This window comes from Rossellomorea sp. LJF3 (assembly GCF_037046045.1).
In the GTDB taxonomy this organism is placed as follows: Bacteria; Bacillota; Bacilli; order Bacillales; family Bacillaceae_B; genus Rossellomorea.
Genome location: NZ_JBANLY010000032.1, coordinates 1 through 19,375, shown reverse-complemented (window position 1 = coordinate 19,375; position 19,375 = coordinate 1). Strand labels below are relative to the sequence as shown.

Sequence of the window (19,375 nt, the reverse complement as noted above, 5' to 3'; positions counted from 1 at the left end):
TTGCATAACATGAAGGTAGGTCGACAGAAAGGGGAGCCATCACTATGCAAATAAGCATTTATATATTGCTATTAGTAGTATCTGCTGTCGTTGCAATCAGCTGGAGCTGGAAGAGATTATTGGATTTTAATTCTTATAAGAAACCCTTTTTAGAAGGAGTCGCACTTCAATTCGTTTTTCTTGCCTTTGCCTCTGTATGGTGGCTCATTACAGAGGATATTTCAGACGGGGTGATGGGCGTATTCTATTATTTCCTTGCCTTCCTTACGATTATGGTCGTTCATGGGTTCACCCTGCACTATCTTTTTTCAAAGAAGAAGATGAAAGAGAGGGAAGAATGAATGCCAGAGAGGAAATTGCCAGTGACAGAGGTTTCACAAAATAGACAATGAATCCTCTCTGCAGGAATTGTTTTTTTATCCTCTTTTTACTAACATAGAATGGAAGAGACAGATCAAGTCGGAGGAGATAAAGATGTCAAAAACCAAATCATTCATTGTGGTGATGACCATCATCGGGATACTCCTTGCAGGTTGCAACAATAGTGACTTTCAAGCGGAAACGGATTATAAAGTGAAGGAATTTTCCTATACGAACCAGGATAATAAACAAGTAAGCTTAAAAGATTTAAAGGGACAGGTCTGGATCGCCGATTTTATCTTTACCAGTTGCGAAACAGTCTGCCCGCCAATGACATTCAACTTGACAAAGCTGCAAAAGAAGTTAAAAGAAGAAGGAGTAAAGGATTATAAAATCGTTTCCTTCAGTGTCGATCCGGAAACAGATACACCAGACGCATTAAAAGAGTACATATCAAACTTTGAAGCAGACACAAGTAAATGGGAGCTTTTGACCGGTTATGAATTCGATGAAGTGAAGGACCTTGCGGAACATTCCTTTCGTTCAATCGTTGCGGACGACCCCAATTCCGATCAGATGATTCATGGGACCAGCTTCTATCTGGTGAACCAGGAAGGCACCGTCGTTAAAACATACAGTGGCAACAGTGATGTTCCATATGATGAAATCGTTCAGGATATGAAAACATTAAGTAAGGAAGGATCAGAATAAATCCTCCTAAGAGAATCACAGGATGCGTGATTCTCTTTTTTTTTTTTTGCGATTTCCCATTCCAATATTAGGATGCCAACGATTATAATGATGAAAAGGAATGGGGAGCTGAAACGATGAAGATTCGTCCGATCGAAGTAAAAGATGCTGAAAGAATAGTAGAAATCATGCGTCAAAAGACGGTTTTACCAAATATCATCGCGTTACCGAGCTTAAGGTTCGAGAAATTTGAATCGAGATTGAAGAACCCTTCATCCAACCAGCATGATTTTATAGCAGAAGTGGATGGGATGGTAGTGGGGCTCTGCGGATTAAGCCAAGGCTTCGGCAGACGTTCCCACACGGGAAGTTTATTCGTATTTATTGATGAGCAATATCATGGGAGGGGGATTGGAACCAGCCTCATTCAGAATGCCATCGATTTGGCGGATAATTGGTTGATGATCGAGCGAATTGAGCTGACAGTCATAGACGTTAATACCAAAGCGAAAGCTTTATATGAGAGATTGGGATTTGAAGACGAGGGGTTCAAACATGGCTCAATTGTCCAAAATGGCCGATTTGCGGGGGAATATTGCATGGCGAGATTTCGTCCGGGTGGTGCTGTTAAGAGGGAATATGATAATGTTAAGGAATCTACAGCTAAATTATAGAACAGCAGGTGAGTGCAAATTCGAAATTCTAAGGGAATGCTGATAGTTGATATACTGATCACATTATTCATTTTTATATGGGTGGTGAAATCCTTTTCAGACGGGGAAGTATGGAAGGGTGTTCTGTTTGCCGTTTGTTTTTCCATCATGGCAGGGGTACTGGTATTCAGATTCAAGAAGAAAAGATAGAAAGTGGTGAGAGGATGAGAAAGGACCATTACACGATTGGGATGGCCGGACATATCGATCATGGAAAAACCACTCTCACAAAGGCACTGACTTCGGTTGACACCGATCGGTTTAAAGAGGAAAAGGAGCGGAGTATTTCAATTGAACCTGGATTCGCCCCTCTGTATGAGGATGATACGATTGAGATTTCTGTAGTGGATGTGCCGGGTCACGAACGCTTCATCCGTCAAATGATTGCAGGTGTAGCGGGAATCGATCTTGTTGTACTCGCAGTTGCAGCTGATGAAGGAGTGATGCCGCAAACGAAAGAGCATCTTAACATTCTGTCCCTTCTTGGAATAAGTCAATGCATTGTCGTCTTGACGAAAATTTCTAAAGTCGAAGAAGACTTAAGAGAGATCGCCCTGGAAGAAGTCAGCGAAGAATTGATGGGAACCGAATTTGAAGGCTCTCCCATACTATCGGCCGACGGATTGACAGGCGAAGGAGTGAAGGCCCTTAAAGAAACCATCATTTCCTCCTTGAAAGGTCTGCCTTCAAGGAATATTGCAGGGGATTTTCGATTACCTGTTGATCAGGTTTTTACTGTAAAGGGGCAGGGAACGGTGGTGAGGGGAACGATTTATGAAGGAAGTCTGGAAACGGGTCAGGATCTGACCATTCTACCGCTCGGAATACATACAAAAGCGAAACAAATTCAGGTTCACCACCGTAAGGCAGAAAAGGGATACGCCGGTCAACGGGCTGCTGTCAATCTCCCCGGTGTGGACCATAAATCCCTTAAACGGGGAAATGTACTGGTCTCGTCCCCTCACCTTTTTATGACAAACACAATGGACGTTTGCATACAAGTGCTACATACTGTCCGATATGAAATCAAACAGAGAATGCGGGTCAAGATCCATACAGGTACCTCTGAGGTCCTTGGGAAGCTCGTGTTCTTTGATCGAAATAAAGTGGAGGCAGGTATAGAGACAGACATGATTCTGTGTCAGATACGCCTGGATGAATCCATCATGGTTAAACGGGGAGATCGTTTTATTCTCAGGAGGCCCTCACCGGTTGAAACCATCGGTGGAGGGTGGATCATACAGCCAAACGGGGGGAATTACCGGTTTGGAGAAGAAACGATTGGCTACCTTAAATCCCTGATTGAAGGAACCCCGGGTGAACGGGCGCTAAGAGTACTTGATCGATATAAATCCCTTGATAGGGAAACGCTGAAAAAGGAAGGATCCATTTCAGAAGAATGTATGACTGAGTTACTCGGGGAAAAGGGATGGATTCAACTTTCTGATACAACCATAACCCATTGTGAAATTGTAAAAGAATGCCGAGATGCGATGAAACATTTCCTCTTGACATTTCATGAGAAATTCCCTTTATTAAAGGGGGTCAATCGTGCAGAATTGAAGCAACGCCTGAGTGAATATCCTGAAAGTCTGGCAGATTATGTGTTGGAGGACGGAAATTGGGTCGAGGGAAAAGGTCTCGTTCATTTAGTTGGGTTCACTCCCCATCTCCCACCTGCATGGGAAAAGCGATGCATTCAGCTACTCGATTTACTGGAAAAGGACGGTACACAGGTAAAAGACATGGAAGAGTATTATGAGAAGGTAGGAATACAGGAGAAGTGGCAATCGGACTTCACTCGATTCTTTGTACAGGAGAAGAAAATAGTACCCCTGGACGAAAAGAAAGCTTATTCCTTTAGGGTGTTTAACGACGCAACCATTCGCTTGAGGAAGCATACAGATGATGCATTTCATGTAGGTGAAGCGAAAGAAGTACTCGGCTTATCCAGAAAATATATGATTCCTTTTTTAGAAAAACTTGATGAAGAAGGGTTGACGCTTCGCATAGAAGGGAAACGAAAATGGATTGGCTTTAAAGATAAAGTATGAGTGGGAAGAAAGTATATTCCGGTTGATCAACATAACTAAAGTATAAATTGCTGCTGATCATTCTGTGGCATAGTAGAAAGTAGGATAGGAAAATATGAAAGAGTTATGGAGCGCATTTGGCTGGGTGCTTCCGATTATGATCATTGTGACGGTTACCCTTATCTTTGCGATCTCCTTTTGGAAGAAAAGAAGGGGTAAGGGCAGGTGGCTGAACTTACTCCCTGTATTATTTACGTGTATTTCAATCGGTGGCATCTGTTTGATCACCTTGACTCCACTGGAAAACGTTTCAGAGGGTTCAGTGAATTTCGATCCTTTCTCCAATTTAAAGTTGAATTTATTGTACCGTAATCATTTGGATGTACCGATCCGTAATCTCCTTGCCAATATTATATTGTTTATTCCCTTCACCTTTTTTCTTGCCTGGTGGATGAGACAATCTAAACAATTAATATTAATGGTCACTTTCCTTGGGGGGTTCTTTTCATTTGGAATTGAGTTGGCTCAATACTACTTGCCTTTAGGAAGAGCAACGGATATTGATGATTGGATGATGAACACAATGGGTTCGTTCATAGGAGGCATTCTATTCGTCATCGCCCGGTATATCTATACATTGTTGAAGATCAATAAGAAAATCAAGTAAGTGGCTGGAATATAACTAATTCCATTTCAAAAGACGAACAATCAAACAATTTGATAGGATCACTTGTTACACCGCTATTGATTTCCGTGCAAGACTTCGCTTTCCTCAGGCGGAAATCAACCATCACTCGCTCCATTAAAAATATTTTCGTAAAACTGACAAATCCGAACGAATTCGATTTTCAAAAAATGAATCTCGAATATCGTTCGGATTTTCTTTTAACTAAACGCATTTATCCCAGCCTTTTTATTGCTTCTCACTCAGCCTATTCATCGATAAACTTTGACAGCGGATGTATAGTCCTTCCCTATAAACAAAAGCTATCAATACCATGAAAGGGGGGATTCTCGTGTTGAAGAAAGCAATAATAGCGGTGATGGCCGTGACCGGGATATCCGTGGTATTGTTACTCATCATGCAATGGGATGTAAAACAAGGTTTGAAAAACTATACGAGAACTCACCCGATGACAGAAACCCTTTCAAGCAATGCTTCAATTGACGTTTTTAATACAGGAAAAAGCTTTTATAAAAACCTTTTTAAGGATATTGAGTCCGCAAAACAATATGTTTGGATCCACTTTTTTATCATTCGGGATGACGAAGTCTCTCAAGAGTTTTTTGATGTATTGATGAAAAAAGCTCAAACGGGTGTGGATGTCCGTCTATCTGTTGACTATCTTGGATCAGATATTCAGAAAAAGTCCATCAAGAGGCTGGAAAAGGCCGGAGTAAAGGTGACGAAAAGCAGACCAATTAAATTTAAGAATATTTTCTATTCCCTTCACCACCGGAACCATCGCAGGCTAATTTCCATAGATGAAACCATTGCCTATATTGGAGGATTCAACATGGGGGATGAATATCTTGGAAAAGATCCAAAGCTTGGCTACTGGAGGGACTACCATATTCGGTTGGTAGGTGATGCGGGTAAAGAAGTATATAAGCAGTTCAAAAAAGATTGGACGGAGGACGGTGGCGAGAGTATAAAGAGTGCTCCTCGACCATACACGTCAGCAAGCACTGTAGGCAGTGTTCATTTCATTTACTCTACTGGAGATCCTCTTATTGAAAGAACCATTGACTGGATAAATGAAGCAGAAACGAGTGTGACCATCACAACCCCATATTTTATCCCCAACAATAAGCTTATCACCGCATTGAAAGATGCTGTGAAGAGAGGGGTCGAGGTGAATATCCTTGTACCGGATGATACGGATGCCTGGTTCACCAAACCCGTTAGTTACAGGATAGAAAAGAGCCTTTTAGAAGAAGGCGTGGATTTATATCTGTATCAGAAGGGATTTTTTCACGGTAAGGTGATAGTTGTAGATCATGCATGGGCCGACGTAGGGACAGCCAATTGGGATCCGCGCAGCTTTTACTTAAATGATGAGAGCAACTGCATCATTCGGGATGAAAAAGTGGCGCAGCAATTGGAATCCCTAATTGAAAATGATATGAAGGATAGTGAAAAGCTGACCATGGAAGCTTTCGATGAACTGCCCTCCTGGGAAAAAGCCTTACAAAAGACACCCCCCTGGCTTTATTATTACTTCTAGTCCCATCTAGTTCATGGTGTACGGAGGTAAAAATTTTTGTTGAATAAGAAAATATGGTAAAGTGTTCTCATATAGTATAGATATAAACACCTTAATTAAAGAAAGGGATTGTCCATGAGCGAGCTCTTGTTTATAGCTTTGTTTGTTCTTTCGTTAATGGCATTTACGTTTTTTAATGTGTCAAAGAAGAAACATGTTTCTAAGTATCACAGGTCGATAGCAGTCACAATTGTCATCTTCTCTGTGATCGGCATGATGTTGGCGGTCCTTCTTTACCTTCCGAACGCTTCTTAGAAAACGGAGAATACTGTAAAAGCAAAAGACACAAGAGGAAGGTCTCACGTGTCTTTTTTTATGTCTGAGGATGGTGGACCCAGTTAATCCTCTTTATAGATTGTTTGCCTCGCAGTAGGCGAAAATTTGATATGATTAGATATGGCTTAGTGAAAGCTCGTGGAAAGATTGAATCATCATGGATACTGACTGTGCGTATGGCAATAAAGGAGAATATAGATGAAAGCAGCAATGATATTTGATATGGATGGTACATTATTTCAAACAGACCGCATACTTGAAGCTTCACTTCATGATACCTTCCAATTACTTAGAGATGAAAGAATGTGGGAGGGGGCAACACCTCTCGAAAGATATAGAGAAATAATGGGAGCCCCCCTTTCGGATGTGTGGAGGACCCTATTGCCCCTGGATTCCCTAAATATACATGCAAGAGTGAATGAAGTATTTCAGGATAAATTGATTCAAAACATACTGGGCGGGATGGGCGCGCTCTATCCACATACAGAGGACCTCTTAGCCTATTTGTCCGAAAGGGGATTTCCGATTTTTGTGGCAAGTAACGGCTATCCCCGTTATCTCGAGGCAATCGTGGAATATTACGCGTTGGATCGATGGATCTTATCCTGCTATAGCATTGAGGATATTGACTCTGAGGATAAGGGTGAACTAATTCGGAAAGTGAAGGTGGATCATGATCTCAGTCACGGAATTGTGATCGGGGACAGACGATCGGACTTTAAAGGAGCCGAGGCGAATGAGTTCCTCTCCATCGGATGTGCTTTTGATTTTTCACAGGAACATGAATTGAAAGAAGCAGATGTAGTGGTCGGTGATCTGATTGAAATCAGAGATTATTTGGAGAATGTGAAATAAGGGAGAGGAGTGATCAAGTGGGGCAGGAAAAACTGGCCGTATTGAATGAAAATGGAGATAGGATAGGTGTCAAGAGCCGATCTGAGGTCCACGCAAAAGGGTACTGGCACGAGACCTTTCACTGCTGGTTTGCTCGTTATGATGACGATTTGAAGGAAACCTTCATCTATTTTCAATTAAGAAGTGATAATAAGAAGGATTATCCCGGTCTTTTGGATATTACGGCCGCAGGACACATCATGTCCGATGAGAAGATTGAAGACGGTGTGAGGGAAGTCCACGAAGAGCTGGGAATTAAGGTTTTGTTTGAGGAATTGAAGGGTCTGGGGATTGTGAAAGGGGAACTCATTCAAGAAGGAATGATAGACCGGGAGCATACAAATGTATTCCTCTATACCAAGCGGGTTTCATATGAGGAATTTCAGCTTCAGCCGGAGGAAGTTTCAGGCATCTTTCGCTCAACCCTGTCCGATTTCAAATCGCTTATTCATCGCGATAAAGTCGAAATCGAACTGGAAGGATTTGTTGTCACCAAAGATGGGGGGAAGAATTATATAAGCGAAATGGTCGGTTATCATCATTTCGTCCCGCATGAAAGGACCTACCTTATAGAAATCATCGATCGAATAGAACGGGAAATGTAAGAAAGTAATGCCTCTTTCCCATAGCCAGAATGGATAATGAAGGCTATCATGAATACCTGGTACATACATATTGTGAAAGAGAGTAGGAGAAACATTGAACGGCACAGCGCATATGGCAATTGGAGCAGCAACAGGTTTTATCGTGGCGAACTCATTTGGATCGGGCCCGCGAGCGACAGCCGCACTTGTAGCAATTGGCGGGATATCCGGACTCATGCCGGATTTGGATATTGACGGAAAGCTAAGTAACAAAGTTACTTTCTCACCCAAAATGATCAGGTCTGTGGCGCAAATCATCGGCTTTCTCATGATGGTGTACAGCTATCTTGAAGGCAGTGGGAAAGAACGGTGGCTTGGGATTGGCTATGGGGCAGGAATGATGTTACTCACAAGCTTCATCACCCAGAGAAGGATGCTGATGATTACTGGCATAGGTGTGACAGCATGTGGGTGGCAATTAAATGAAATATGGTTATGGTTACTTGGCATTTATATATTTATTGCTTCATTCGTCTCACATCGCAGTTATACCCACTCCGTACTGGGAATGATATATTATGCTATCATCGCTCGTTATCTCGAGTCTTCTTTCATGATTGATGGAGTATTTGAAGCATGTGTCATCGGATATGCGAGTCATTTGATCGCGGATATGAAGTTTCTTCCTTTTAATAAGCGAGGCATAAAGCTCTTCCTTCCCCTTTCGTCTAAGGAAATTTAAAATGTGTTTATACCCACTTGACCATTATTTCCCTATACATTAAAATAATGGAAACACTATATATGGTTAAGTGCGATGAAGAAGAAAAGTAGACGATCGAAACATTTAAGAGAGCTGATGGCTGGTGAGAATCAGTATGGTGAAATCGTTGAATGGGCTTTTGAGCATCCAGGCTGAAAGGAAGTAGGTTTTGGCGGAAGGTCTCACCGATAAAAGGGACGATGTATTGAAGGCGACTTCTGTACAGATGAGTGCGTCTACTAAAGTGTAGGCGAATGAAGGTGGCACCACGGGTTTCCCGTCCTTTTTTAGAGGATGGGAAGCCCTTTTTGTGTTTTTTTATTTTTTTTCAACGGAGGGTATGATGGCGATGAAAAAACAAGTTCTGACGGGTATCAAGCCCACTGGTCGTATTCATTTGGGGAATTATATTGGCGCGATTAAACCTGCATTGGAATTGGCAGAGAATCAATCTTATAACACCGCTTATTTTGTTGCGGATTATCATGGCTTAACAAAGATCCATGATCCCGTTGAAATGAAAGAACTTTCTTATGGGGTGGCGGCAGCATGGTTAGCTTTAGGCTTGAATCCAGATAGAGCGATTTTTTACCGTCAATCTGATGTTCCAGAAATCTTTGAATTAAGCTGGATCCTTTCTTGTTTTGCACCAAAAGGGTTATTGAACCGGGCCCATGCCTATAAATTAATGGTGGAAGATAATCAAAATGGTGGCAGAGAAGTGGATTCTGGAGTCAACATGGGAGTATTCACCTATCCGATATTGATGGCAGCGGATATTCTCCTATTTCAAACTGAATTAGTTCCGGTGGGAAAGGATCAAATTCAGCATGTTGAAATTGCAAGGGATATAGCGGAAAGTTTTAATAAACAATATGGTGAAACGTTTGTTCTTCCGGAGTATGTCATACAGGAAGAGACGTCTGTTCTCCCCGGACTTGATGGACGAAAAATGAGTAAAAGCTATAACAACACAATCCCATTATTCGAAGAACCAAACAAGCTTCGAAAACTGATCAATAAAATTAAAACGGATTCCTCTCTTCCCGAGGAACCCAAGGATCCCGGCTCTTCTGCCATTTTTTCGTTATATAAAGAATTCTCCTCGTCAGAACAAACTGAAATAATGAGAAAGAGGTTTCATTCAGGAATTGGCTGGGGTGAAGCAAAAGCAGAATTATTTTCTGTGATGAACTCTTTTATGATAGAACCCCGTGACAGGTACAACGAATTATTAAGGGACACAGAGGCAATTGATCAGATTCTACAAAATGGTGCCAAAAGGGCAAGAAAAAAAATCATACCTTTCATGAAGGATATCAAACAAAAGATTGGGGTGTATCGTTGATCGATACACTTAATGATGAAATTTTAAAGAATGAAAATATTGGAAAAGCCGCATCTTGTCAGAATACGGCTTTTCTTCCCGCTGTTTAAGGTTTGAGGATAACTTTAATATTTCCGTCGGACTTCTTATCGAAAATGTCATACCCTTTTGCTGCTTCTTCAATTGAAAAGGTATGTGTGATGATGTCGGTAGGGTCAAATTGGTTCTGTTCAATCATATCGTATAATTTTGGCATCAGATGAATCACAGGGGCTTGTCCCATTTTAATGGAAACATTTCTGCTGAAAAAGTCCCCTAAGGGAAATCGATTTGCTTCTGTTGCATATACACCCGTCAATTGAACAGTTCCGAACTTCCGAACCGCTTCTGAAGCTGTCTTGATCGGACTTATTGTCCCAAATTGATTATCAAAGTCAGAACCGAACGATTCATTTGGCTGAACGGTCCCATCCATTCCAACACAGTCTATCACAACATCAGCTCCCCCTTTTGTTTCTTCATGCAGGAGCGACCCTATATCGCTATGATTTTGAAAGTTAAATATTTCTGCTTGATTGGTACGTTTAGCGTGAGCAAGTCTATGATCTACCTGGTCTACAGCGATGACTCTTTCGGCGCCTTTCAATTTAGCGAATTTCTGGGCCATCAACCCAATTGGACCGCTACCTAACACTATGACCGTATCCCCTTTTTTCACACCACTGTTTTCTACACTCCAGTAAGCAGTGGGTATAACATCGGAAAGGAAGAGAACACTTTCATCCTCCAGCTGACTTGATTCAGGGACTTTAAACGATGTGAAGTCTGCATATGGTACCCGCAGATACTCAGCTTGACCACCTGGATATCCACCATTCATTTCGGTGAATCCGAAAAGACCGCCAACTTCTCCGTGGGGATTGGATTCATCACATTGGCTTTCCATTTGGTTCTCACAGAAAAAACATTTCCCACAGCCAATATTAAAAGGGATGACAACGCGATCCCCTTTTTTAAGGGTTTTCACTTCCGATCCGACCTCTTCGACGATACCCATCGGTTCATGTCCCACAACATAATCTTGTTCCGGTTCTATTCCCCCTTTGTATAAATGTAAATCTGAACCGCAAATTCCGCTTGCAGTAATCCTTACTATAATATCTGTATTCACCTGAATTTCTGGATTCGCTACTTCTTTCACGACCATCTTTTCTTTTCCTTGGAACGTAACACCCTTCACTATCATCACTCCTGTAAATTTTGTAAGATTCTTCTATGTGTTTAAACTCTTTTGGAGTGTGTTAAACATTAGGGCGACCCGATTTAGGAAACTCGATAAGCCGAGGAGGAAGTCATGTTATAAAAATCTTGTTTAAACAGCACTTCACCAATATTAATTGGATTTAATTACCACTGTTTATTCAAGCGTCCGCAACGATGGGAATTTCATTAAATGAAAAAATTAATTTAAAATTCTTACTTTTCATTGACAGTCTTCTCTGTTTGGTATAAGTTATGGGAAAGCACTTTACAATTTCATATTGTTTCTTATCAAGAGAGGTAGAGGGACTGGCCCGAAGACACCTCAGCAACCAGCCACAGTTACAGGTATGGTGCTAATTCCAGCAAGTTGATGTCAACTTGGACGATAAGAGGGAGAACGAACGTATTAAACCTTCTTATTTTCATAAGAAGGTTTTTTGTTTTTTCCCCTTTTCATTTTCTAGGTACGAAAAGGAGAGAAGAATGTTGAAAAAACATATTGATACATTGCTTGTCCAGGCAGGCAATCGGAAGGATCCAGCTACTGGTGCCGTCAGCCTGCCCATTCATCTTTCGACAGCATATGAACATAAAGGGGTCGGTGAACCAACCGGTTATGATTATACGAGAACAGGAAATCCAACGAGGGCGACCCTTGAAGAAACACTGGCTCAATTGGAAGAGGGGCATAGAGGATTTGCATTCAGTTCGGGAATGGCTGCGATTCAGGCAATCCTTGGTTTATTCTCATGTGGGGACGAATTGATTGTATCCAAGGATCTTTACGGAGGAAGCTACCGCTTATTCCTTCAGTATGAAGCTCAATATAATATCAAATTTCATTTTGTTGATACAAGTGATACTAATTCTATAGCACATCACATATCGCAGAGGACAAAGGCTATTTTTCTTGAGACACCAACCAATCCATTAATGAACGAAGCAAGTATTTCTGAGGTTGCCGGCATTTCAAAGGCAAATGGATTGCTCTTAATCGTCGATAATACCTTCTATACACCAGTTCTGCAAAAACCGCTCAAAGAGGGAGCGGACCTGGTTATTCACAGCGCTACCAAATACTTAGGGGGCCATAATGACGTTCTGGCTGGAGTTGTCATTGTAAACACAGAGGACTTGGCTGAAAGGATCTATACCATTCAAAATTCAATCGGTGCAGTCCTTGCACCATTTGATTGTTGGCTCTTAATAAGAGGGATGAAGACCCTTAGTCTCAGAATGGCCCAGCATGAAAGGAACGCAAGAAAATTAGCCCAGTATCTAGCAGGGCATGACTGTGTAGCGGACGTCTTGTATCCGGGGAAAGGAGGCATGCTTTCCTTTCGCATTGCTAAGGAAGAATGGGTCGGTCCCTTCCTTCAACACCTGAAGATTATAACGTTTGCTGAAAGTTTAGGAGGGGTTGAAAGCTTTATCACTTATCCCGCCACCCAGACCCATGCCGACATTCCTGAAGAAGAACGAAATAGACTTGGCATCTGCAACAGATTGCTCAGGTTTTCTGTAGGAATAGAATTTATCGATGACCTGATCGAAGACTTGGAGAATGTTTTTCATCAATTGGAAAAAGAGGTGTTAACGTATGAGTAAAAAACCTTTTTCACTTCAGACGTCACTCATTCATTCCCGCGGATTTGATAAAGAGACAGGAGCTGTTTCTACGCCGATTCATCATGCTACAACCTTCCACCAACAGGATTTTGATCAATATGGAACATATGACTACAGCCGTTCCGGGAATCCAACAAGGGAAACAGTCGAAGAAACGATAGCGGAATTAGAAGGCGGGTTAAGGGGCTTTGCCTTTTCATCCGGTATGGCGGCCATCTCAACAAGCTTCCTTTTATTATCGAGTGGTGATCACGTACTCGTCTCTGAGGAGGTATATGGGGGGACCTACAGGATGATTACGGAAGTCCTTACTAAATTTGATATAGAATACTCTTTTGTGAATATGAAAGACCTTCATGAGGTGGCTTGTGCAATTAAGCACAATACGAAGGTGATTTATATGGAAACCCCTTCGAACCCCCTATTGAATATCACGGATATTGAAGGGGTCGTGAAGCTTGCCAAGGCAAATGACTGTTTAACATTTCTGGATAATACATTCATGACGCCACTGCTGCAAAGGCCAATCAGTCTCGGGGTGGATGTTGTCCTGCACAGTGCGACGAAGTTTCTCGCCGGACACAGTGACGTATTAGCGGGGCTTGCGGTAACGGGAAATGAAGAGGTTGCGGAGAAGCTTGCTTTCCTGCAGAATTCGTTTGGTGCGGTACTCGGGGTACAGGATTGCTGGCTGCTATTAAGGGGGCTGAAAACATTGCACGTCCGATTGAAGGAATCATCAGAGTCGGCTTATAAGATTGCAAGCTTCCTAGAAGGCAGAAAGGAAGTAAAAGAAGTGTATTACCCTGGCTTAAGCTATCATCCCGGTCGTGAAATTCAAGTCCGGCAGGCAGAGGGTCCCGGAGCGGTTCTTTCCTTCAGGTTAAAAGGGGAAGAGGAAGTGAAGCAACTCATCAATCATGTAAATATTCCCGTATTCGCCGTCAGTTTAGGAGCTGTCGAATCGATTTTATCCTATCCATCAAGAATGTCACATGCTTCTATGCCTAAAGCTGAAAGAGAGAGAAGAGGGATTACAGATGGGTTATTACGCTTATCCGTTGGTCTTGAAAACGCGGATGAATTAATTAAGGATCTTCAGAACGGTTTAGATAGTATACAAAAAATTAATCGAGACAACGTGATCAATTTGTAAAGGGGGAGGAAGGATCATGAAGCCGTTGCTGGAAGCATTGAAAGAGAGAATCTTGATTGCAGATGGAGCAATTGGAACATTGTTGTATTCATATGGAGTGGACAGATGCTTTGAAGAACTGAATCTTTCTCACCCAAATGAAGTGTTGAAAGTCCATAAAGAGTATATCGATGCCGGAGCAGATATTATACAGACCAATACGTACGGGGCAAATTATCAAAAGCTTTCAAGATACGGTCTCGAGGATTCGGTCAAGGAAATCAATACAGCCGCTGTGCGTCTCGCAAGAAAAGCAGCCGGTAAAAACACTTATATTCTCGGCACGATCGGGGGAATCAGGGGCATTAGACAAAATGTGTCAGTCGAAGAGATCAAAAGAAGCTTTCGGGAACAGCTTTACTGTTTATTATTGGAGGGTGTAGATGGTATATTGCTGGAAACCTATTATGATTTCGAGGAATTGACCACAGTGCTGAACATTGCCAAACGTGAAGCGGATATCCCTATCATTGCTCAGGTTTCCCTTCATGAAACAGGAGTCCTTCAAAATGGAATGGAAATCAAAGATGCCCTTCAACAATTGGAATTATTGGGGGCGGATGTTGTCGGCATCAATTGCCGGATGGGACCATTTCATATGGTGAATTCATTAGAGGAAGTTCCCCTGCCGAAAAGGGCATTTCTATCTGTCTATCCAAACGCGAGTCTCCCAAACTATGAAGAAGGTCGATTCTATTACTCTGCTGAGCCTGATTACTTTGGTGATATCAGCAATGAATTGCGTCTACAGGGTGCGAGAATCATTGGGGGATGTTGTGGAACCACACCAGATCACATTCGTTCTGTAGCTTCAAGATTGAAAAGCCGGGAGCCTGTGAAGGAAAAAGAAGTGAAAAAGAAAAAAGTAGTTCAGTTATCTTCTCCATCCATCAGGGGAAGCTTGCTGCATGAGCAAGTAAGAGAAAAGAAAACGGTCATCGTTGAACTAGATCCACCCAAGCATCTCGACACGAAACTGTTCTTCCAAGGAGCGGCAGCACTTAAGGAAGCCGGCATTGACGCACTCACCCTTGCCGACAATCCGCTCGCATCGCCGAGAATTAGTAATGACGCGATCGGGAGCCTGGTGAAGTCGAAATACGATCTTACACCTCTCGTTCACATCACTTGCAGGGATCGAAACCTGATCGGACTGCAATCCCATTTAATGGGCTTACACACATTAGGGATACACAATCTATTAGCGATAACGGGTGATCCTGCCAAGATCGGGGATTTTCCCGGTGCTGCATCTGTATATGACCTTTCTTCCCTGGAGCTTATTGAACTTATTAAACAGAATAATGAGGGGATATCGTTTTCCGGTAAATCACTACGGGAACGGACTCAATTTTCAGTTGGGGCAGCCTTTAATCCGAACTTCCGTCATTTAGACGCCTCTGTAAAGAGGCTGGAAAAGAAAAAGAAAGCAGGAGCCGACTATTTTATTTCTCAACCGATCTTTGGGAAAGAACAACTGATCCAAGTGTATGAGGCGACGAAGCATCTGGATGTTCCGATCTTCATCGGAATTATGCCGTTGATCAGCTCAAGAAACGCAGAATTTCTTCACCATGAAGTACCCGGAATCAACGTGCCGGAGGAAACGAGACGAAGAATGAAGGAAGCAGGAAATGATCCCGTCATAGCTGGAGCAGTCGGAATGGAGATAGCCAAAGACTTGTTGGATACGGCAATCCAGCTGTTTAATGGCATTTATCTGATCACACCTTTTGTAAGATATGATATGAGCATTGAACTGATTCATCATATACAAGAGAAAACCAACACTGAAAGAGAGGTTCCCTATGGCCATCACATTGTTTGAAGAACAGCTTAGAAAAAAAATACTCGTGCTTGATGGAGCAATGGGGACGATGCTTCAACAAGCAAATTTATCCCCGGAGGATTTCGGAGGGGAAGAACTTGAAGGATGTAATGAAAATCTTGTATTGACAGCGCCGGAGATAATCTATCAGATCCATCTGGAATATTTGAAAGCGGGGGCTGATGTCATTGAAACAAATACCTTCGGTGCAACCCCCATCGTTCTCGACGAATATGATTTAGGGTATAAAGCATATGAAATCAACAAAGTAGCAGCTGAAATCGCCAGGAAAGCAGTAGAAGATGCCTCGACTTCCGACTGGCCAAGATTCGTTGCGGGATCGCTTGGGCCCACTACGAAAACGTTATCCGTAACAGGGGGAGTGAGCTTTGATGAACTGGCAGACAACTACCGTGTTCAAGCAGAAGGCCTTCTCGATGGAGGAGTTGATGTGCTATTACTTGAAACGAGTCAGGATGCTTTAAATGTAAAAGCCGCGAATCTGGGCATTCGAACGGCTTTTGAATCCAGAGGGAAAGAAATCCCGATTTTGTTATCCGGAACCATTGAGCCAATGGGCACTACTCTCGCCGGACAATCAATCGAATCATTTTATTTATCCCTTGAACATTTAAACCCTTTGGTCGTTGGCCTGAACTGTGCAACGGGGCCTGAATTTATGCGTGACCACGTCCGGTCATTATCGGATTTAGCCACTACCTATGTAAGCTGTTATCCGAATGCCGGTCTCCCGGATGAAGAAGGGAATTATAATGAGACAGCTGATTCCCTCAGTATAAAGATGAAAGGTTTCGCGGAGAAAGGTTGGCTGAATCTTGTAGGAGGGTGCTGCGGGACGACACCGGAGCATATTCGTGCACTTTCAGAGGTGGTGAAGGGATTCCAGCCCCGTACACCGAATGTGTCTCATCCCCATGCGGTGTCGGGTATTGAAGCTTTCATCTACGAGGATGAAGACAGAAGACCGATTCTGGTCGGAGAACGGACGAATGTCATCGGTTCACGTAAATTCAAACGATTGATTGCTGAGAATAAGATAGAAGAAGCGTCAGAGATTGCAAGGGCACAGGTGAAAAACGGTGCCCAGGTGATCGATATCTGCCTTGCCGACCCTGACCGGGAAGAAGTAGAGGACATGAATGTTTTTATTCAGGAAGTTGTAAAGAAAGTAAAAGTCCCACTTGTCATCGATTCGACGGATGAGAAGGTGCTTGAGGCCGCTTTGAAATTTTGTCAAGGGAAAGTGATCATTAACTCAATTAATCTCGAAGATGGAGAAGAAAGATTTGCAAAGGTCGCTAAACTGATGAAAGCCTACGGAGCGGCAGTGGTGGTCGGGACGATCGATGAGAAGGGAATGGGTGTATCTGTTGAGCGAAAGGTGGACATTGCCCTTCGTTCCCATAGACTGTTAACGGAGAAATATGGGATAGCTTCTGAAGACATCATCTTTGACCCCCTCGTATTCCCTGTCGGTACGGGGGATCAGCAATATATAGGATCAGCCAATAGTACGGTGGAAGGGATCAAGAAGATTAAAGAAGCCTTGCCTGATTGCCCTCATATACTTGGCGTCAGCAATGTTTCATTCGGGCTGCCCCCTGTCGGAAGGGAAGTCCTCAATGCAGTGTATCTTTATCACTGTACAAAGGCTGGACTCGACTATGCCATCGTCAATACGGAAAAGTTAGAGCGCTTTGCCTCTATTCCCCAGGAAGAAGTCCGAATGGCTGAGAAACTTTTATTTGAAACGACGGATGAATCCCTTGCTGAATTCACAGCATTTTATAGGGGAAAAAAGAAAGAAGTAAAGGCTCCTGTAAATACAATGACCTTAGAAGAACGTTTGGCTCATTATGTAGTGGAAGGCACGAAAGAGGGGTTGATAGCGGATTTAAACATTGCTTTGGAAAAATATGACGCTCCCCTGGATATCATCAATGGTCCTCTTATGGCCGGAATGAGCGAAGTTGGAAGATTATTTAATGATAACCAGCTGATCGTTGCCGAAGTATTACAGAGTGCCGAGGTCATGAAAGCGTCCGTCGCTCATCTGGAACCATATATGGAACAAATGGAAAGCTCCTCTTCCAAAGGCAAAGTCATTTTGGCTACGGTTAAGGGGGATGTTCATGACATCGGTAAAAATCTTGTTGATATCATCCTCAGTAATAATGGATATGAAGTGATTGATTTAGGCATTAAAGTTACTCCACAGGAACTGATTCAAGTCATAAGGGAAGAAAAGCCCGACATCGTAGGTTTGTCGGGTCTCCTGGTGAAGTCTGCTCAACAAATGGTCATCACGGCTCAAGATTTAAAGCAGGCCGATATTTCAGTTCCTCTAGTAGTCGGGGGTGCCGCCCTCACCCGAAAGTTCACTACAAACAAAATCGGCATGGAGTACGACGGGCTGGTGCTCTATGCAAAGGATGCAATGGATGGGTTGAGTATCATGAATGGAATTCAACATGAGGAAACAAGACTAAAACTGGAAGAGGAATACCAGGAGAAACAAAGCAGACTCATAATACATGAAGAATCGTCCGGCCGAGATACATCATCTGTTGCAGTGAAAGCACGCTCTGCCGTGTCAAAGGATGTTAAGGTTCATGTTCCACAAGACTTGATGCCCCATACCATAAAGGAATTTTCATTGGATCAAATCCACCCCTATATCAATCAGCAAATGCTTCTTGGTCATCACTTAGGCATCAAAGGGAAAATTTCAAGATTGCTGGAAGAAGGGGACGAACGAACCATCCGCCTGAAAGCCGTGACGGATGAATTGTTCCAAAAAGCAAAAAGGCAAGGAATGATCCATGCCTCTGCACGATATCAATTCTTTCCTGCTCAGTCCGATGGTGAAGATGTTGTCATTTATCACCCGGAAGATTCATCAACAGAAATAGAACGATTTCATTTTCCGAGGCAATCAGGGAATCAGCATCTCTGTTTAGCGGATTACTTGAAATCCGTTGAAAGTGGGGAAATGGATTATGTCGGATTCTTCGCTGTAACGGCAGGTGTGAAAATCAGGCAGTGGGCTAAAGAGTTGAAAGAAGAAGGAAGGTTCCTGGAAAGTCACGCCTTGCAGGCCATTGCTTTGGAAACAGCAGAAGGGCTGGCTGAAAGAGTACATGAAATGATGAGAAGCAGATGGGGTTTCCCGGATCCCGTAGATTTTACGATGCAGGACCGTTTTCGTACCCATTATCAAGGTCAACGTTTTTCATTTGGGTACCCCGCGTGTCCAGAACTTGAAGATCAGAAGAAGTTGTTTAAGCTTCTCGAACCTGAGAAAATCGGGATCCAACTAACAGACGGATGCATGATGGAACCTGAAGCATCGGTAACAGCCATGGTCTTCGCTCATCCGGAAGCAAGATACTTTAATGTATTATAATCATCCTATTAAAAAGGGTTCTATAATATTTGTTGGGGTTCTTACACAATTTGAACATAAAAAATGCACGTAATCATCCAGTCTTTTATACTTGAGTTGTCGAGAAACAAGTATAGATTGGAGATA

16 protein-coding genes, 1 riboswitch and 1 other annotated feature are annotated in these 19,375 nt (G+C 42.7%); of the genes, 15 read left to right on the top strand and 1 reads right to left on the bottom strand.

Going from position 1 to position 19,375, the window contains the following annotated elements; genetic code table 11:
• Nucleotides 1-44 precede the first annotated feature (44 nt).
• From V8G47_RS19520 to V8G47_RS19470, 11 genes are all read left to right on the top strand, one after another.
• The gene (locus V8G47_RS19520; protein WP_336201517.1) at nt 45-341 is read left to right on the top strand and encodes a hypothetical protein; all 297 of its coding nucleotides are present in this window, start codon (nt 45-47) and stop codon (nt 339-341) included.
• A 133-nt stretch (nt 342-474) separates the two neighbouring features.
• Nucleotides 475-1,071: an SCO family protein gene (locus tag V8G47_RS19515; protein ID WP_336201516.1), complete on the top strand. Its 597-nt coding sequence runs from the start codon at nt 475-477 to the stop codon at nt 1,069-1,071.
• A 116-nt stretch (nt 1,072-1,187) separates the two neighbouring features.
• A complete protein-coding gene (locus V8G47_RS19510; protein WP_336201515.1) occupies nt 1,188-1,724 on the top strand; it encodes a GNAT family N-acetyltransferase in 537 nt (178 codons plus the stop codon).
• Nucleotides 1,725-1,801: 77 nt separating this feature from the next.
• The gene (selB, locus tag V8G47_RS19505; protein WP_336201514.1) at nt 1,802-3,817 is read left to right on the top strand and encodes a selenocysteine-specific translation elongation factor; all 2,016 of its coding nucleotides are present in this window, start codon (nt 1,802-1,804) and stop codon (nt 3,815-3,817) included.
• Between the two features lie 94 nt (nt 3,818-3,911).
• The gene (locus V8G47_RS19500) at nt 3,912-4,463 is read left to right on the top strand and encodes a VanZ family protein (RefSeq protein WP_336201513.1); all 552 of its coding nucleotides are present in this window, start codon (nt 3,912-3,914) and stop codon (nt 4,461-4,463) included.
• 349 nt (nt 4,464-4,812) lie between these two features.
• Nucleotides 4,813-6,024, top strand: a complete 1,212-nt coding sequence (gene cls / locus V8G47_RS19495; protein ID WP_336201512.1) for a cardiolipin synthase — start codon at nt 4,813-4,815, stop codon at nt 6,022-6,024.
• Between the two features lie 156 nt (nt 6,025-6,180).
• The gene (locus tag V8G47_RS19490; protein ID WP_336201511.1) at nt 6,181-6,318 is read left to right on the top strand and encodes a hypothetical protein; all 138 of its coding nucleotides are present in this window, start codon (nt 6,181-6,183) and stop codon (nt 6,316-6,318) included.
• A 219-nt stretch (nt 6,319-6,537) separates the two neighbouring features.
• The gene (locus V8G47_RS19485) at nt 6,538-7,194 is read left to right on the top strand and encodes an HAD family hydrolase (RefSeq protein WP_336201510.1); all 657 of its coding nucleotides are present in this window, start codon (nt 6,538-6,540) and stop codon (nt 7,192-7,194) included.
• Nucleotides 7,195-7,211: 17 nt separating this feature from the next.
• Nucleotides 7,212-7,838, top strand: coding sequence for an NUDIX hydrolase (locus tag V8G47_RS19480; protein ID WP_336201509.1), 627 nt, complete (start codon nt 7,212-7,214; stop codon nt 7,836-7,838).
• Nucleotides 7,839-7,950: 112 nt separating this feature from the next.
• Entirely contained in the window at nt 7,951-8,559 is a 609-nt protein-coding gene (locus tag V8G47_RS19475; RefSeq protein WP_336201508.1) for a metal-dependent hydrolase, read from the top strand.
• A gap of 66 nt (nt 8,560-8,625) precedes the next feature.
• Nucleotides 8,626-8,868: a binding site (T-box leader), on the top strand.
• A gap of 61 nt (nt 8,869-8,929) precedes the next feature.
• Nucleotides 8,930-9,928 (top strand): tryptophan--tRNA ligase, encoded by a 999-nt coding sequence (locus V8G47_RS19470; RefSeq protein ID WP_336201507.1) that lies wholly within the window; start codon nt 8,930-8,932, stop codon nt 9,926-9,928.
• An 85-nt stretch (nt 9,929-10,013) separates the two neighbouring features.
• Here the strand turns inward: V8G47_RS19470 and V8G47_RS19465 are convergent, their stop codons facing one another.
• The gene (locus tag V8G47_RS19465) at nt 10,014-11,147 is read right to left on the bottom strand and encodes a zinc-dependent alcohol dehydrogenase (protein ID WP_336201523.1); all 1,134 of its coding nucleotides are present in this window, start codon (nt 11,145-11,147) and stop codon (nt 10,014-10,016) included.
• Nucleotides 11,148-11,452: 305 nt separating this feature from the next.
• Nucleotides 11,453-11,562: riboswitch (SAM riboswitch) on the top strand.
• A gap of 91 nt (nt 11,563-11,653) precedes the next feature.
• Here V8G47_RS19465 and V8G47_RS19460 point away from each other — a divergent pair.
• Genes V8G47_RS19460 through metH form a run of 4 tightly spaced genes read left to right on the top strand, consistent with a single transcriptional unit; the run spans nt 11,654 to nt 19,249 of the window.
• A complete protein-coding gene (locus V8G47_RS19460) occupies nt 11,654-12,778 on the top strand; it encodes a methionine biosynthesis PLP-dependent protein (protein ID WP_336201506.1) in 1,125 nt (374 codons plus the stop codon).
• Nucleotides 12,771-13,955 (top strand): cystathionine beta-lyase, encoded by a 1,185-nt coding sequence (gene metC, locus V8G47_RS19455; RefSeq protein WP_336201505.1) that lies wholly within the window; start codon nt 12,771-12,773, stop codon nt 13,953-13,955. The genes V8G47_RS19460 and metC overlap by 8 nt, the downstream gene beginning before the upstream one ends.
• A 16-nt stretch (nt 13,956-13,971) precedes the next feature.
• Nucleotides 13,972-15,822 (top strand): bifunctional homocysteine S-methyltransferase/methylenetetrahydrofolate reductase, encoded by a 1,851-nt coding sequence (locus tag V8G47_RS19450; protein ID WP_336201504.1) that lies wholly within the window; start codon nt 13,972-13,974, stop codon nt 15,820-15,822.
• The gene (gene metH / locus V8G47_RS19445; protein ID WP_336201503.1) at nt 15,803-19,249 is read left to right on the top strand and encodes a methionine synthase; all 3,447 of its coding nucleotides are present in this window, start codon (nt 15,803-15,805) and stop codon (nt 19,247-19,249) included. Before V8G47_RS19450 ends, metH begins: the two co-directional genes overlap by 20 nt.
• Nucleotides 19,250-19,375 lie beyond the last annotated feature (126 nt).